Origin of the sequence: Neisseria sp. HMSC066H01 (assembly GCF_001837375.1) — a bacterium.
Taxonomy (GTDB): domain Bacteria; phylum Pseudomonadota; class Gammaproteobacteria; order Burkholderiales; family Neisseriaceae; genus Neisseria.
On record NZ_KV832195.1, the window covers coordinates 88,583 to 104,042 of the forward strand.

Consider the following 15,460-nt stretch of genomic DNA (forward strand, 5'->3'; position numbering starts at 1 on the left):
TGCGGTAAGATAACGCCCATTCGTTTTTAATCTCAACGCGCCGTCCGGGCCGTCTGAAATCTTTGTACAAAATTTTATCGAGACATTATGAAAACCACCGAACTACGCCAAAAATTCCTGAAATTTTTCGAATCTAAAGGCCACACCATCGTCCGCTCTTCCTCGCTCGTGCCACACGACGACCCGACCCTGCTGTTTACCAACGCAGGCATGAACCAATTTAAAGACGTGTTCCTCGGCTTTGACAAACGCCCCTACAACCGCGCCACTACCGCGCAAAAATGCGTACGCGCAGGCGGCAAACACAACGACTTGGAAAACGTCGGCTACACCGCACGCCACCACACCTTCTTTGAAATGATGGGCAACTTCTCCTTCGGCGACTACTTCAAACGCGACGCCATCCACTTCGCTTGGGAATTCCTCACTTCTCCCGAATGGCTGAACATCCCTAAAGAAAAACTCTTGGCGACCGTTTACGCAGAAGACGATGAAGCCTACAACATCTGGTTGAACGAAATCGGCATGCCTGCCGAGCGCATCGTCCGCATCGGCGACAACAAAGGCGCGAAATACGCATCCGACAACTTCTGGCAAATGGGCGACACCGGCCCTTGCGGCCCTTGCTCCGAAATTTTCTACGACCACGGCGAAGAAATCTGGGGTGGTATTCCGGGCAGCCCTGAAGAAGATGGTGACCGCTGGATCGAAATTTGGAACTGCGTATTCATGCAGTTCAACCGCGACGAACAGGGCAATATGAATCCGCTGCCTAAGCCTTCCGTCGATACCGGCATGGGCTTGGAGCGCATGGCCGCCGTCATGCAACATGTTCACAGCAACTACGAAATCGACTTGTTCCAAGACCTGCTCAAAGCCGTTGCCCGCGAAACCGGCGCGCCATTCAGCATGGAAGAACCCAGCCTGAAAGTCATCGCCGACCACATCCGTTCCTGCTCCTTCCTGATTGCAGACGGCGTCTTGCCTTCCAACGAAGGCCGCGGCTACGTATTGCGCCGCATTATCCGCCGCGCCGTTCGCCACGGTTACAAACTAGGCCAAAAACAGGCGTTTTTCTACAAACTCGTGCCCGATTTGGTGAAAGAAATGGGCGCCGCGTATCCTGAGTTGAAAGAGAAACAGACACAGATTATGGAAGCCTTGCGCGCGGAAGAAAGCCGCTTCGGCGAAACGCTGGAAAAAGGCATGGGCTTGTTCAACCAAGTGCTCAACGGCATGAAATTCCTGAAACTGGAAAGCTTGTTGCCGCAAGACGGTGTAGGCAAACCTCTGACATTGAAAACCGCAGATGGTGTGGAATTTACCGCCGCTTCCCGTGTTACTCCGGGCAAAAAGCAAATCGTTATCCGTCCTCGAGTTTCAGGCAGCCTGAACGAAGGCATGTATATCGATTTGCAGGCTGCTTTGGAAACCGCCCATATTCCCGACGCGGAAAAACCGTTTGCCGAAGCCTTGAACACCTACTTGATGGACAACATCGCCAACAGCAAACTCGTTATCGGCGGCGAACACATCTTCAAACTCTACGACACCTACGGTTTCCCCTACGACCTAACCGCCGACATGGCGCGCGAACTGGGCATCGACTTGGACGAAGCAGGCTTCGAGCGTGAGATGGAAGCCCAACGCGCACGCGCACGCGCCGCACAAAGTTTCAAAGCCAACGCCCAACTGCCTTACGAAGGTCAGGATACCGAGTTTAAAGGTTATAGCGAACGCCAAACCGAATCCAAAGTCCTCGCCCTTTACAAAGACGGCGAGCAAGTCGACGAATTGAACGAAGGCGACGAAGGTGCCGTCGTTATCGACTTTACCCCGTTCTATGCAGAATCCGGCGGTCAAGTCGGCGATGTCGGCTATATCTTCGCAGGCGAAAACCGCTTTGAAGTACGCGATACCCAAAAAATCAAAGCAGCCGTATTCGGCCAATTCGGAGTACAAACTTCAGGCCGTCTGAAAGTCGGCGACAGCGTTACCGCCAAAGTGGATGACGAAATCCGCAATGCCAATATGCGCAACCACAGTGCCACCCACTTGATGCACAAAGCCCTGCGCGATGTATTGGGCGAACACGTTGAACAAAAAGGCTCTTTGGTTACCGCCGAATCCACCCGTTTCGACATTTCCCATCCTCAAGCGGTAACTGCCGAAGAAATCGCCGAAGTAGAACGCCGCGTCAACGAAGCCATCTTGGCCAACGTTGCCGTCAACGCAGCCATTATGAGCATGGAAGATGCCCAAAAAACCGGCGCCATGATGCTCTTCGGCGAAAAATACGGCGACGAAGTGCGCGTACTGCAAATGGGCGGTTTCTCTACCGAATTGTGCGGCGGCACACACGTTTCACGCACCGGCGACATCGGCCTCTTCAAAATCATCAGCGAAGGCGGTATTGCCGCAGGCGTACGCCGTATCGAAGCCATCACCGGCCTGAACGCACTCAAATGGGCGCAAGAGCAAGAGCGTTTGGTTAAAGACATTATTGCCGAAACCAAAGCCCAAACCGAAAAAGACGTACTGGCGAAAATCCAAGCAGGCGCAGCACACGCCAAAGCATTGGAAAAAGAATTGGCACGCGCCAAAGCCGAACTCGCCGTCCATGCAGGTGCAAAACTCTTGGACAACGCAAAAGACTTGGGCGCAGCCAAACTCGTCGCCGCCCAAATCGAAGCCGATGCCGCAGCCCTGCGCGAGATCGTGACCGATTTGACCGGCAAATCAGAACAAGCCATCGTATTGCTCGCCGCAGTCAACGACGGCAAAGTTTCCCTGTGTGCAGGCGTATCCAAACCGTTGACCGCCAAAGTCAAAGCAGGCGATCTGGTTAAATTTGCAGCCGAACAAGTCGGCGGCAAAGGCGGCGGCCGTCCTGACTTGGCGCAAGCCGGCGGTACAGATGCCGACAAATTGCCTGAAATGCTAGGAAGCGTGGAAGATTGGGTAAGCGGCAAGTTGGTATGATCTAAAATAGATTGAGACCTTTGCAAAATAATCTGTCAACAAAATTTAAGATTTTAGTAACTTATATTATTGCAAAGGTCGCAGATTAATTCTAAATAATTTTAGAGAAGAACTATGAATAAAATTGAACATATAGAAATAAGTAATTTGTTGTTGGATTTAGATAATCCTAGATTTACTAGAGAGGTTTCTAACCAACGAGAAGCTATAAATTTAATGTTAGACTTACAAAGCGAAAAGATTTTTAATTTAGCAAAAGACATTATTGAAAATGGATTAGATCCTTCTGAAAATATGATTGTTCGTCCGTGTACAGAAGAAGGTAAAGAAAACTTTTATATCATTTTAGAAGGAAATCGTAGAGCTACTGCATTAAAATTGCTGGAACAGCCCACTATTGCAGAAAAGGAAACTATTCAGAAGAAGTTCTTAAAACTAGAAAAGATAGCTAGAGTTGAAAATTTACAAAATATTCGATGTGTAGTGATTGAAAATGAAGAAGAATATAATCACTGGATTTCACTAAAACATACAGGTGATAATAAAGGCGTAGGCCGCGAACGATGGACTACGCCCGAAATTGATAGATACAATGCTAAGCATGGGAAAACTTCTATTCAATCACAGATTTATAAATTTATTCTAGATCATCATGACTACTATAAGCACATTTTAGAATATAAAAAATATATTTATGCTACTAATCTAAGTCGCTTATTTGACAAAAATACACAAAAAAAATTTGGTCTGTCATTGGTCAATAGTTTCTTATATTCCACCTTGCCATATGAAGCTTTTCTAGCTAAATTAAATTTAATACTTAGAGAGATGGTTTATATTTCACCAGGCAATAATAAACCTGATTTTAATGTATCAAGGATTTATAATGTTTCTGATAGAGAGGAATTCTTAAATCAGATTGGTATTGGTAATCCTGAGATTGAAGTAAAAGCATGGAAACTTGATGATGCTTTTAAAAATAGAGAAGAGCTACGAAATGATAACGGTTTTCAGAGCGAAACTAAAAATGATACAGGCGATAAAGAAAATAACAATGATAATTCAAAACCCAATAATTCATCAAGGCATAACGATTATGAACATAATGAAGATAGTGGTAAGAGAAAAAGGACAAATACAAATAAGGATAATACAGCCAGAAATTCATTAATTCCAATAAGTACAAAATTTTCATTTAGGGGTAATAAAAAATGCTCGGCTATTTTTCAAGAATTGAAAAATAAAATGACTCATGACGTGCATCCTTATTCCATTGCTGTCATGCTAAGAGTCTTTATTGATTTATCAGTATCTGAATTCATAGAAGAAAAACAAATAAAGCCAAAAGACCAGACAAGAAATCCTGGATTATATGATAAAGTTGAGATGTGTTCTGCTTATTTAAAAGAGAAAAAATTACTTAGCCAAACTCAAATTTCAGCAATAAATGCATTTGCAAAAGATAAATTAAAGGCAAGTGGTACACTGCAACAATATGTTCATAATCAACACTTACTTCCATCAAAAGATATTTTGAATCGTGAGTGGGATAATTTCGAACCTTTATTAAAAGCAATTTGGTCTGAATAACTATTATTTGCAGAAAATATGAAATACTATACGCCATTACGTTATCCTGGAGGAAAGGGTAAACTAGCATTTTATCTAAAAGAAATTATTAAGATTAATGACCTATTTGATAAAAATTATATTGAACCTTTCGCAGGAGGAGCAGGAATTGCATTAGAACTTCTACTGGAAGAATATGTACAAACAATACATATAAATGATATTGATATTGCTATTTATAGCTTTTGGCATTCCGTTTTATATGAAACTGATATTTTATGTTCTTTAATTAAAGATACAAAGGTAGATATGGATACATGGAATAAACAACGATCCATATTAGAGAAAGGGACAGATGTTTCACATTTAGAACTAGGATTTGCGACTTTCTTTTTAAACAGAACAAATCGTTCAGGAATATTAAAAGCAGGTGTGATTGGAGGGTATAAGCAAGATGGGAAATGGAAGTTAGATGCTAGATATAATAAAGATGACCTTATTAATCGTATACAAAAAATTGCTCGGAAAAAAGATAGAATCAAATTAACTAGCTTAGATAGCGCTAAATTGATAAGATCGCTCTTACCTAATTATTGTAATAATAGTTTCATGTATTTGGATCCTCCGTATTACATAAAAGGACAAGGATTGTATAGAAATTTCTATACTCATCAAGATCATATTGAGATTAGAGATGCTTTGTTGGCTAGCAATTTGAAGTTTTGGATAGTCTCTTATGATGCAGTTAAGGAGATTAAAGATATGTATGGAAATTTTAGAAATATATTATATTCCTTGAGATATTCTGCTCAAACTAAAAAGGAAGGAAATGAAATAATGATATTCTCGCCTCATATGCAAATTCCTGAAACAAGTTGTAGCCTGCGTCCCCGTTAGTCGTATGTGTTGTGGACATACCCACACACACTACCGGCGAACGATGCAAACTTAGGGTATGTACGGTACGCACGCACGCGTTTTTTGTTGCTACCGAATGATTCCAAACCATGCCGTAATCCAGTCAGCAGCAAACGCAGCTTGGGTCATGTACCAACAAAACTCAATATCAAAGGCCGTCTGAAATTCAGACGGCCTTTCTGTTTTCATTTCAAGCTAATATTTAAGCTTTTTATTCAATCATCTAACAATCAATCTTTCTCAACCGTAAAAAACAGTGCTTCCTGTTTCAAAGCATTACCGTCTGCATCGGTCAATGCTGCTTCTGCTGCGGAAAACTTGATAACGGCGAGGCTGAGGCTGCCTTGTTCAGTCAGTGCTGTATTGAGGATGACGCCTGCTTCTTCCTCTCCGACTTTGATGGCAATACCGGCGGCTTCTAAAGAATCGCCGCCTAATACGGCCAGACCGCGTTTGACTTGGCCTCGGTATTGGGCGCGGGCGATGATTTCTTGGCCGGGGTAGCAGCCTTTACGGAAATGGACGGCACCGATGATGTGTTGGTTGAGCATTTGGGCAACGGCCGCTTCTTTGGTTGCGGCGCAAATCCACGGATAGCCGCTGCGGATTTCGTGCAGGTTCCACGCGTTTTCGGCTTCTGCTTGATATTCGGCTGCGTTTTCGGCTGTTGAAATTTTCAGACGGCCTGTGTGTGGCAAGGCGATTTCTACGGTGTTTGCTTGAATTTGGGCCGGAAAAGACAGTTGCGGTTCGGCAGCAGGATGAGGCTCTGCATTGTCTGCTAACTCGCCGCTGACTGCCAAATCGGGCATCAGCTCGAAGACGACTTTTGCACGCAAGACAAACATTCTCAGGCGTTTGACGATGGCTTCGGTCAAATCTTGCGCCATGACCAACAGTAAATCCTCTCCGCGATTGACGACCAGCATATTCGCCAACACACGGCCTTTAGGCGTATTGTATGTGGCGTAACATGCCTGACCAGAAGCTAAATTATTAATATCATTGGATAATTGGCCATGAAGAAATGAAGCTCTGTCTTCACCGCTGACACGGACAACGCCGAAAAAAGGCAGGCGGGTTTGCATAATCGACTCCTTAAATAGTAGATGCTGAATTATCGCCCAAATTGCCGCTTATTATCAAATAAATAAATTCAGGCCGTCTGAATGTTTCAGACGGCCTGTTGCTTGGATTCAAGCATTCAAAATTATTTAATGCTGACTTTGCGGATAATCACGGCTTCGGTCGGTACATCTTGATGGAAACCGCGTGTCGCCGTTTTCACTTTGCTGATTTTACGGACAACGTCCATGCCGGAAGTAACTTTACCGAAAACGGCATAGCCGTAGCCTTGAGGGGTTTTGCTTTTGAAATTCAAAAAGTCGTTGTCGGCCGTATTGATAAAGAACTGGCTGGTTGCGGAATTCGGATCGCCGGTACGCGCCATGGCGATGGTGCCGACGTTATTTTTCAAGCCGTTGTCTGCTTCGTTGTTGATGGCTTTATCGGTGGATTTTTGAACCATTTTCTCGGTAAATCCGCCGCCTTGTATCATAAAATTGTCGATAACGCGGTGGAAAATCGTGTTGTCGTAAAAACCTTTTTTGGCGTAATTGACAAAGTTTGCAACAGTTTTCGGCGCTTTGACTTCATCCAACTCCAGTTGGATGTTGCCCATATTGGTTTCAATCACGGCATGGGTAACCGCTTGCGCTTGCACGGAAAGTGACAGTGCGAGGGCGCACAGGGTGAGTTTGATGGATTTTTTCATATGTCTTCTCGAATAATGTATTGTGAAAATGGAATATTAACCTTGTTTCGCGTGAAATCCATAAAAAACATGTAAGATTTTTCAAGCAAAAAACATAAGGCAATCAAATCAGGCCGTCTGAAAAGGGATAAAAAACAAATTTTTGCTTTTTATCATTCCCTTTCAGACGGCCTGCTATTACGGTCAAACCGAAATCAGATTAGAAATCCAATTCCGCTTTCAGCCAATAAGTACGCGGCATACCGACAACGGCGAAGCTGCGGTCGTATTGGCCGCGTTGTACCTGCCAGTAGTTTTTGTTGAACAGGTTTTCTACCGAGCTGCTGACGGTCAAAGTATTTTTGCCCAGCTTAGTTTTGTAGCGCGCGCCTACGTCAACCAAGGTGTAGGAAGGCAGTTTATATTGGCGTTCCGTATCTTGGAAAGACTTGCCGTAGTATTGGATATTGCTTTTCAAAGTCAGACCTTGGACAAATGGCGTATCCCATTCAATACCTGCTTTAGCGATAACACGCGGACTTGCAACCTGATTACCGTTCGTTAAAGTATTATTGTAACGCGGATAATCTTTCAACTGCGCTTTCAGATACATAATACCAAAGCTCGGACGAAGGGTTTTGTTCATTAGGTTGGCATACGTATTAAACTCAACACCACGGTTGATTTCTTTACCATGTTGCTCTTGCGTGTTTCGCCAATAACCAGGACGGACGATTTGGAAAGCGTTCAGACTGGTTACGACATCACCCCAGTTTTTACGCACTCCCATTTCAATCTGTTTGCTGACACGAGGTTTGGACATTTCTCCAGTATCCTCATTGGTCGCACCCGGTTCCAAATCTTGCATATAGTTTCCATACACTACCATACCGGTATTAGGCACCCAAGCTGCTGCAAACATCGGGCTAAACCGTTTTTTGCTGAACTTCACAGTAGAGGAGCGGCGGCTTGCATCAGTTTTTGCATTGCCTGTCAAATTTGGATGAGCAGTTTGTTTTACCCATTGATAACGTCCGCCCAAGGTTAAACGGATAGTATTATCAGCGAAACCCAAAGTATCGGATATTGCAAGGCTGGGGGTCTCATAAGTCGTATGTTCTGTTCCTTGTATATTGGCAGGATTATCGCGGTGGGTAATAGGGAAAACAGGGTTGTAGATGTTGGTATCCAAAGCATCCCCGTTGCGCGCTCCCTGATCGTGGTCGCGGTGTCGTTTGATGTAATCGAATGAGGTCGCCCAATTGTGAACAACTGGACCGGTTTCAAATTCACCACGAGCTTTCAAATTACCACTAGTTGTGCGTGAAAGGAATTCAAACGGTTGTGCAGCCTGCGCCGTGTAATTACCCAAATTACCGCCATTTGCACGGTTTTTCATGAGAAGTTGTGTAAACGAACCTTTATACACAGACTCCATATAGCCCAAACCACCACTAATCTGCATATTGTAATCAGTATCGTATTCAAACGTCAGTGCGTTTGTGATAGTTTTGGTAGTTTGCTCCTGCCAAGACGGGACAAGTAAAGTTTTACCACTTGGTGCGGCAGGCATAGCAAAGTCAAGATTCTGCATTTCATGAATACGAGCACGACCACCCTCTGTATTACGATGGTTATACATCGAGTCGAAAGACAGGCGTAATTTCTCACCACGATAATCTGTATTTAATGCAAATTCCTGATTATCTTCCTTATAACCTTTACGTGCCGTTTCACCTTGACGGTATTTACCATTGAAACGGATACCAAATTGTTTGTTTTCACCAAAACGCTGACCGATATCGATTGCACCTTCGGTACGGTTTTTACTGAAAACCGCTAAACCGATTTTTCGGTTGCCTTCATCGGATGCTTTTTTAGTTTCAATGTTGACGGAAGAACCTGCCGCACCTTCAGGATCCATGCCGACAGTGGAACTTGAAGCACCTTTAATCAACTGTGCTGAAGAAACACCCGCAGTCGGGGTATGATAATAAGAATAAAGACCTGCTAAACCATTGATACTAAACTGACGAGCATCAAGTTGCAAACCGCGTACATAGACACCTTGAATGGTGTTGCTTTCACCGCCGAACTGCATGGTAGAGGCATCGTTCTTGGCGATTGTATCTACTAATGTACGGGATGCGTTGTTTTCCAATACTTTTTCGTCGTAATTGACGACTGTAATTGGTGCTGTAAAGGCATTTGCCTTGCCCAGCAGTCCCAAGTTCACGCGGTCGCGCAAGTCGCCGTCGCTGGCGATGGAATAAGAACGGGCGGCTTTGACGCGTTTGGCGTCAGCGCGGACATTGACTTCCTGCAACTGCTGTTGCACGGGGGTTTCGGGTGTCGCTTCATCGGCGGCATAAGAAAATGCGCTCATAATCAAAAGCGGCATCAGGGCTAATTTGCTGTTCATAAATTAATTCCTTCTGAATTGAAATATTAATAATTCTTATATCGGGTAAAAAATTATAAAGTAATTTAGCTTTGCGATTATATTTGATAAGATTCCTACTTTCCACAAAAACAAATAAGAACTGTTTGTAAATACAAAAATACAACAGTTTGAAAAACTATTTTCATAGTGATCATAATTCAATAAATTTGCCGTCCGTTCAGACGGCCTTTACGACCCTTTCAGAGAATACACCCATGCAAAAATGGCAAACCGAGCTTTATTCCTCACCGTCTTGGTTGGTGCAGACCTTGTTGATGGTCGCCGCAGCTTCGGCGGTGATTCTGTTTTTTGCACGCAACACGCGCTTCGGGCGCGAGTTTAGCTATATCCTGCGCCTTTGCCTGACGCCGAAAAGTGCAGTTAAAGTATTGCTGCTGATTACGGCGATGATTACGCTGCTGTTAACCGAAGTGCGGCTGAATGTGTTGAGTACCTTTATGTCCAAAGGGCTTTACGACTCGATGCAGGATTTGAATGCCTCCGCGTTTTGGATGTTTGCAGCGATGAATGCGGGCGTGGTGTTGATACGGGCGTTTAACAACGTCGTCAACGACTTTCTCGATCAAGGCTTGGCGATTAAATGGTCGGAGCGGCTCAATGAAGTTTTGACTTCACGCTGGCTTGCCGACAAAAACTACTACCGCCTGCAAATGCGCCGCCATGCGCCGGACAATATCGACCAGCGTATCCAACAGGACGCGCAGGAATTCATTGCTTCGACCATTGAATTTGTGCGCGGCATGGTCAATTCGGTCGTTACCTCGCTGGAATTTGCCGTTGTTTTGTGGGGCTTGGCGGGCATCCTGACCGTGTTCGGCATCAACATTCCGCACGGCATCGTTTGGTTTGTCTATATGTTTGTGATTTTGGCGACCTTTATCGCCATGTGGATAGGCAACCCTTTGATTCGTTTTAATTATGAAAACGAAAAACTCAACGGCGACTACCGTTATTCCCTTGTCCGCGTGCGCGACCATGCGGAAAGCGTCGCGTTTTACAACGGCGAAAAACACGAACACGACCAGCTTGCCGACCGCTTCAAAGCCATCATCCGCAACCGTTGGCGCATCGCCCGCCAAAGCGTCTGCTTGAGCGGCTTTAATGATATGTTTACCAACGGCATCAAGCTCTTTCCCATTATTTTGCAAGCCCCGCGCCTGTTTGCCGGACAAATCAAAATCGGCGACATCCAGCAAACCGTCCAAGCCTTCGCACGACTGCAAAACGCGCTGTCTTTCTTCCGGATGTTCTACAACAAATTCACTGCCTACCGCGCCCGACTGGAACGTCTGTACGGCTTTTTGCTGAGCACGGAAGAAAAACACAGCGCGCAGCAACCCGACCTTACCGAAGTTTCAGACGGCCTAATCTTAGAAAACGTCGCCCTATACCGCCACAACGGCGAAGTTTTATTAGACGGCATCAACATCAACCTCAAAAGCGGCAATTCCCTGTTGATACGCGGCCCGAGCGGTTGCGGTAAAACTTCATTGCTGCGCGCGCTGGCTGGACTTTGGCCTTTCGGCAGCAGTGGTAAAGTCAGCCATCCGCCGCATCAAGACATCCTATTCCTGCCGCAACGCCCCTACACGGCACAAGGCAGCCTGCGCGATGCGATTTGTTACCCCGATATTGACCATCATCACCCCGAGTTAGCCGAAGCCATGAATACTTGTCGATTAGGTTATCTGGTCGATAAATTAGATAAAACCGATGACTGGCAACACAAACTCTCCCCGGGCGAACTGCAACGCGTCGCCTTCGTCCGCGCCCTGCTCTCGCAGCCTAAAGTCATCCTGCTCGACGAAGCCACCGCCGCCTTGGACGAACCGACCGAAGCCATGCTCTACCGTGCTTTAAAACAAAAACTGCCCGACAGCATCATCATCAGCATCGGACACCGTAGCACGCTCAACGAGTTCCATGATTTATGCCTTGATGTCGGTTATGTACAATGCTGAATTAAGAGCATACCAAAGGCCGTCTGAAACAGTGAAAAACGAAATCAAAGATTTTGTCCTCGCCGTTTCAGACGGCCTTTTCAAACGCTATGGCATGTTTATTTGCTATACTCTGCATTGTGTTAACGTCGCCTAAAGAATATTGATGAAAACCCTGGCCCTCATTCCACATTACAACCACCCGACCACCATCAGCCACGTTGCCGAAACCATGCGCGGCTTCGGTTTAAACGTTTTAATTGTGGACGACGGTTCACGCGAAGAATGCAAACCTGTATTGCAGGCTTTGGTTTCAGACGGCATCGATGTCCTTTACCGCCCCATCAACGGCGGCAAAGGCGCAGCGGTCAAAACCGGTTTGGAATACGCCGAAGAGTATGGTTATACCCACGTCTTGCAGGTTGATGCAGACGGCCAACACTGCTTAAACGACACATCCAAACTCCTTGCTGCTGCGGAACAAAATCCCGAAGCCGTTGTTTGCGGTTGGCCGCAATACGGCGACGACGCGCCCAAAGCACGGCTTTACGGACGCAAAATTACCGACTTCTGGAATATGCTGCACACTTGGTCATGCGACATCAAAGACGGCATGTGCGGCTTCCGCCTTTATCCGCTTGCACCCGCGCTATCCGTCGTCCGCGAAGAAACCGTAGGCGACCGTATGGACTTCGACACGGAAATCCTTATCCGCCTGTACTGGCGCGACGTCAAACCGGTTTGGATTAAAACGCCCGTCCAATACGCCGCCGACGGCGTGTCCCACTTCGATGCCTTTGCCGACAATGTCCGCATCAGCAAAATGCACACACGGCTGTTTTTCGGTATGTTGAAACACCGATTGGGCAAAGTTTTCGGAAAGGCCGTCTGAAACCATGACCGACCATAAACAAACCCATTGGGCGGCACAACCCGAACGCGGCAGCCGCCTGTTTCTCGCACTGACCACATTGATGGTGCGCTATCTGCCGGCCTTTTTGATGAGACCGTGTATTTGGTTTGTGGTGCTGTATTTTTATGCAACCGCGCCCAAACCGCGCCGTCATGTCTTACGCTATCAAACCCGTCTTCAGACGGCCTTTCCCCATACCGTCCTGCCGAAACACAGCGTATTCAAACAATTCGTTGCATTTGGCGAAGCAGTTTGCGACCGTTTTGCCGTGTGGCAACGCAAAATCCGTTATGAAGATTTGGTGATTGAAGATCCGGACGACATCTATTCGCAAATCAAACGCAACGAACGCGGCCAGATTTTTGCCTGTTCGCACTTGGGCAATACCGAAGTTTGCCGTGCGCTGGTGTCGCACCATAAAGATTTCAGACTCAATGTATTGGTGCACAGCAAACACGCGCAGGCATTTAACGAGGCATTGCAAAAAGCCGGCGCAGAACATATCCGCCTGATTCAGGTAACCGATTTGGACACCACCCTGATGATGGAATTGAACCGCCGTATCGAAGATGGCGAATGGATTGCCATCGCAGCCGACCGCGTACCTGTACGCGGCGAGAAAACCGCCGATATTAATTTCTTAGGCCACACCGCCCCTATGCCGCAAGGCGCATGGCTATTGGCTTCGCTTTTAAAAACGCAAGTAAACACGCTGTTTTGCGTCAAACAAAACGGCCGCCATCATTTGAAACTGCGCCGCTTTACCGATACTTCCAGCTGGAAACGCGGCAACCGCGAAGCCGCCGTCAAAGACGCGATGCAGGGTTTTGCCGACATTTTGGCGCAAGAATGTGCGCAAAATCCGCTACAATGGTTCAATTTTTATGATTTTTGGGGCGAAGACGCCGTCTGAAACCATCACACTTACTCTTTTAAACCATGAAAAAACACATCTACTGCCAACACAGCTTTGAAACCGAAGTTCCTTTTTTTGATGTAGATGCCATGCACATCGTGTGGCACGGCAACTATGTCAAATACCTTGAAACCGCACGTTGCGCTTTTCTGTCTTCCATCGGTTATGACTACAACGAAATGGGACGGCAAGGGTACAGCTGGCCGATTGTGCAGATGAACCTCAAATACATCCGCCCTGCCCGTTTCGGCCAAAAAATCCGCGTTGATATGGACATCGTCGAGATCGAAAGCTGCCTGCGTATCGATTACACCATTTACGATGCCGAAACCAATGAAAAGCTGACCCGCGCTTCGACTACCCAAGCCGCAGTTTCGCTTTCAGACGGCCTGATGCAGTTTCAAACGCCGGACAGTTGGTTGGAAGCCGTCAAAAGACATCCGACATTTAAGGCCGTCTGAAAAATTTAGCGATTAAACCAATCTTTGTCTGTGTACAAACATTACCCTTTATAATTTTAAATTTCCGTTTTCAGACGGCCTTTGTCCTCAAACCGCACACATTATGCTACTGAACCTCAACCGCTTTGCCTTTCCTGTTTTCTTAAAAGAAACCCGCCTGCTTACCGCCCTCGCCCTGCCTATGCTGTTGGCGCAAGTGGCACAAGTGGGCATTGGTTTTGTCGATACAGTAATGGCCGGTGGCGCAGGCAAGAAAGATTTGGCCGCGGTGGCACTGGGCAGCAGCGCGTTTTCTACGATTTACATTACCTTTATGGGCGTGATGGCGGCATTAAACCCGATGATTGCCCAGTTATACGGCGCGGGTAAAACCGAAGAAGTCGGCAAAACAGGAATGCAGGGCATTTGGTTTGGTTTGTGTTTGGGCGTATTCGGCATGCTGTTGATGTGGGCGATGATTACGCCGTTCCGTCATTGGCTGACATTGAACGATTATGTCGAAGACACGATGGCGCAATATATGCTCTTTACCAGCTTGGCAATGCCGGCCGCCATGATACACCGCGCCCTGCATGCTTATGCCTCCAGCTTGAACCGTCCGCGCGTGATTATGTTGGTCAGCTTTGCGGCATTTGTGTTGAATGTGCCGCTGAACTATGTGTTTGTTTACGGCAAATTCGGTATGCCTGCTTTGGGCGGTGCAGGTTGCGGCGTGGCAACAGCGGCGGTATTTTGGTTCAGCGCATTGGCTTTGTGGCTTTATATCGCCAAAGAAAAATTCTTCCGTCCGTTTGGTTTGACGGCAAAAATCGGTAAACCCGATTTGGCGGCTTTCAAACAAATTTGGAAAATCGGCGCACCCATCGGCTTGTCTTATTTTCTAGAAGCCAGCGCGTTTTCGTTTATCGTCTTTTTGGTGGCGCCATTCGGCGAGGATTATGTTGCCGCGCAACAAGTCGTCATCAGCCTGTCGGGCATTTTGTATATGGTTCCGCAAAGCGTTGGCTCTGCAAGCACGGTACGCGTAGGCTTTTCTCTCGGGAGACGAGAATTTCTGCGGGCGCGTTATATTTCAGGCGTTTCGCTGGTATTGGGCTGGGTACTTGCCACCTGCACCGCACTGCTCTTGGTCATCTTTCGCTTTCAGTTGGCCGGTATGTACACCAACGATGTGGCAGTATTAGGCATTGCCGCGACTGTTTTATTTTTCGCCTCCCTATTCCAACTGGCAGATGCCACACAATGTATCGCTTCATATGCGCTGCGCGGCTATAAAGTGACCAAAATGCCGATGTTCATCCATGCCGTCGCTTTCTGGGGTTGCGGCCTGTTGCCCGGCTACCTGCTTGCCTATCATGTCGATATGGGCATTTACGGTTTCTGGACCGCGCTGACCGTTTCACTAACGATTGCCGCCATCGCATTGGTATGGTGCTTGGAGCTTTGTAGTAAAGAGATGGTCAAATCACATAAGGCCGTCTGAAAATACAAGCAGTCTTTCTCCACTGACTACGCTATTTAATCAACGAATTCCTGTTTTAAAG

The 15,460-nt window shown here is 46.5% G+C and carries 11 protein-coding genes; 8 read left to right on the forward strand and 3 right to left on the reverse strand.

Annotated features, from left to right (window positions below; genetic code table 11):
• The first annotated feature begins 87 nt into the window (after window positions 1-87).
• The 3 genes from alaS (at window position 88) to HMPREF2551_RS07320 (ending at window position 5,448) form a co-directional block, all read left to right on the forward strand.
• Entirely contained in the window at window positions 88-2,982 is a 2,895-nt protein-coding gene (alaS, locus tag HMPREF2551_RS07310; RefSeq protein ID WP_070838169.1) for an alanine--tRNA ligase, read from the forward strand.
• Between the two features lie 114 nt (window positions 2,983-3,096).
• On the forward strand, window positions 3,097-4,572 hold the full coding sequence (locus HMPREF2551_RS07315) for a ParB N-terminal domain-containing protein (protein ID WP_070838171.1): 1,476 nt from the start codon (window positions 3,097-3,099) through the stop codon (window positions 4,570-4,572).
• An 18-nt stretch (window positions 4,573-4,590) separates the two neighbouring features.
• Window positions 4,591-5,448, forward strand: coding sequence for a DNA adenine methylase (locus tag HMPREF2551_RS07320; RefSeq protein ID WP_070838173.1), 858 nt, complete (start codon window positions 4,591-4,593; stop codon window positions 5,446-5,448).
• A gap of 251 nt (window positions 5,449-5,699) precedes the next feature.
• On the opposite strand, the gene HMPREF2551_RS07325 is transcribed toward HMPREF2551_RS07320, so the two are convergent.
• From HMPREF2551_RS07325 to HMPREF2551_RS07335, 3 genes are all read right to left on the reverse strand, one after another.
• Complete coding sequence (locus tag HMPREF2551_RS07325) at window positions 5,700-6,557, reverse strand: CAF17-like 4Fe-4S cluster assembly/insertion protein YgfZ (protein ID WP_070838175.1); 858 nt, start codon at window positions 6,555-6,557, stop codon at window positions 5,700-5,702.
• A 122-nt stretch (window positions 6,558-6,679) separates the two neighbouring features.
• Window positions 6,680-7,243: a peptidylprolyl isomerase gene (locus HMPREF2551_RS07330; RefSeq protein ID WP_004519955.1), complete on the reverse strand. Its 564-nt coding sequence runs from the start codon at window positions 7,241-7,243 to the stop codon at window positions 6,680-6,682.
• Window positions 7,244-7,442: 199 nt separating this feature from the next.
• On the reverse strand, window positions 7,443-9,644 hold the full coding sequence (locus tag HMPREF2551_RS07335) for a TonB-dependent receptor (RefSeq protein ID WP_070838177.1): 2,202 nt from the start codon (window positions 9,642-9,644) through the stop codon (window positions 7,443-7,445).
• Window positions 9,645-9,880: 236 nt separating this feature from the next.
• Between HMPREF2551_RS07335 and HMPREF2551_RS07340 the strand changes: the two genes are divergently transcribed.
• From HMPREF2551_RS07340 to HMPREF2551_RS07360, 5 genes are all read left to right on the forward strand, one after another.
• Window positions 9,881-11,647 (forward strand): ABC transporter ATP-binding protein/permease, encoded by a 1,767-nt coding sequence (locus HMPREF2551_RS07340; RefSeq protein ID WP_070838179.1) that lies wholly within the window; start codon window positions 9,881-9,883, stop codon window positions 11,645-11,647.
• Window positions 11,648-11,792: 145 nt separating this feature from the next.
• Window positions 11,793-12,518: a glycosyltransferase family 2 protein gene (locus tag HMPREF2551_RS07345; RefSeq protein ID WP_070838181.1), complete on the forward strand. Its 726-nt coding sequence runs from the start codon at window positions 11,793-11,795 to the stop codon at window positions 12,516-12,518.
• 4 nt (window positions 12,519-12,522) lie between these two features.
• Window positions 12,523-13,452 carry an LpxL/LpxP family acyltransferase gene (locus HMPREF2551_RS07350; RefSeq protein ID WP_070838183.1) on the forward strand — a complete coding sequence of 310 codons (930 nt, stop codon included), beginning with the start codon at window positions 12,523-12,525 and terminating at the stop codon, window positions 13,450-13,452.
• Between the two features lie 26 nt (window positions 13,453-13,478).
• A complete protein-coding gene (locus tag HMPREF2551_RS07355) occupies window positions 13,479-13,916 on the forward strand; it encodes an acyl-CoA thioesterase (protein WP_004519960.1) in 438 nt (145 codons plus the stop codon).
• Window positions 13,917-14,019: 103 nt separating this feature from the next.
• The gene (locus HMPREF2551_RS07360) at window positions 14,020-15,399 is read left to right on the forward strand and encodes an MATE family efflux transporter (RefSeq protein WP_070838184.1); all 1,380 of its coding nucleotides are present in this window, start codon (window positions 14,020-14,022) and stop codon (window positions 15,397-15,399) included.
• The last annotated feature ends 61 nt before the right edge of the window (window positions 15,400-15,460 follow it).

Coding starts and splice junctions, on each gene's coding strand:
- alaS (WP_070838169.1), top strand. CDS start 88: ATGAAAACCACCGAACTACGCCAAAAATTCCTGAAATTTTTCGAATCT.
- HMPREF2551_RS07315 (WP_070838171.1), top strand. CDS start 3,097: ATGAATAAAATTGAACATATAGAAATAAGTAATTTGTTGTTGGATTTA.
- HMPREF2551_RS07320 (WP_070838173.1), top strand. CDS start 4,591: ATGAAATACTATACGCCATTACGTTATCCTGGAGGAAAGGGTAAACTA.
- HMPREF2551_RS07325 (WP_070838175.1), bottom strand. CDS start 6,557: ATGCAAACCCGCCTGCCTTTTTTCGGCGTTGTCCGTGTCAGCGGTGAA.
- HMPREF2551_RS07330 (WP_004519955.1), bottom strand. CDS start 7,243: ATGAAAAAATCCATCAAACTCACCCTGTGCGCCCTCGCACTGTCACTT.
- HMPREF2551_RS07335 (WP_070838177.1), bottom strand. CDS start 9,644: ATGAACAGCAAATTAGCCCTGATGCCGCTTTTGATTATGAGCGCATTT.
- HMPREF2551_RS07340 (WP_070838179.1), top strand. CDS start 9,881: ATGCAAAAATGGCAAACCGAGCTTTATTCCTCACCGTCTTGGTTGGTG.
- HMPREF2551_RS07345 (WP_070838181.1), top strand. CDS start 11,793: ATGAAAACCCTGGCCCTCATTCCACATTACAACCACCCGACCACCATC.
- HMPREF2551_RS07350 (WP_070838183.1), top strand. CDS start 12,523: ATGACCGACCATAAACAAACCCATTGGGCGGCACAACCCGAACGCGGC.
- HMPREF2551_RS07355 (WP_004519960.1), top strand. CDS start 13,479: ATGAAAAAACACATCTACTGCCAACACAGCTTTGAAACCGAAGTTCCT.
- HMPREF2551_RS07360 (WP_070838184.1), top strand. CDS start 14,020: ATGCTACTGAACCTCAACCGCTTTGCCTTTCCTGTTTTCTTAAAAGAA.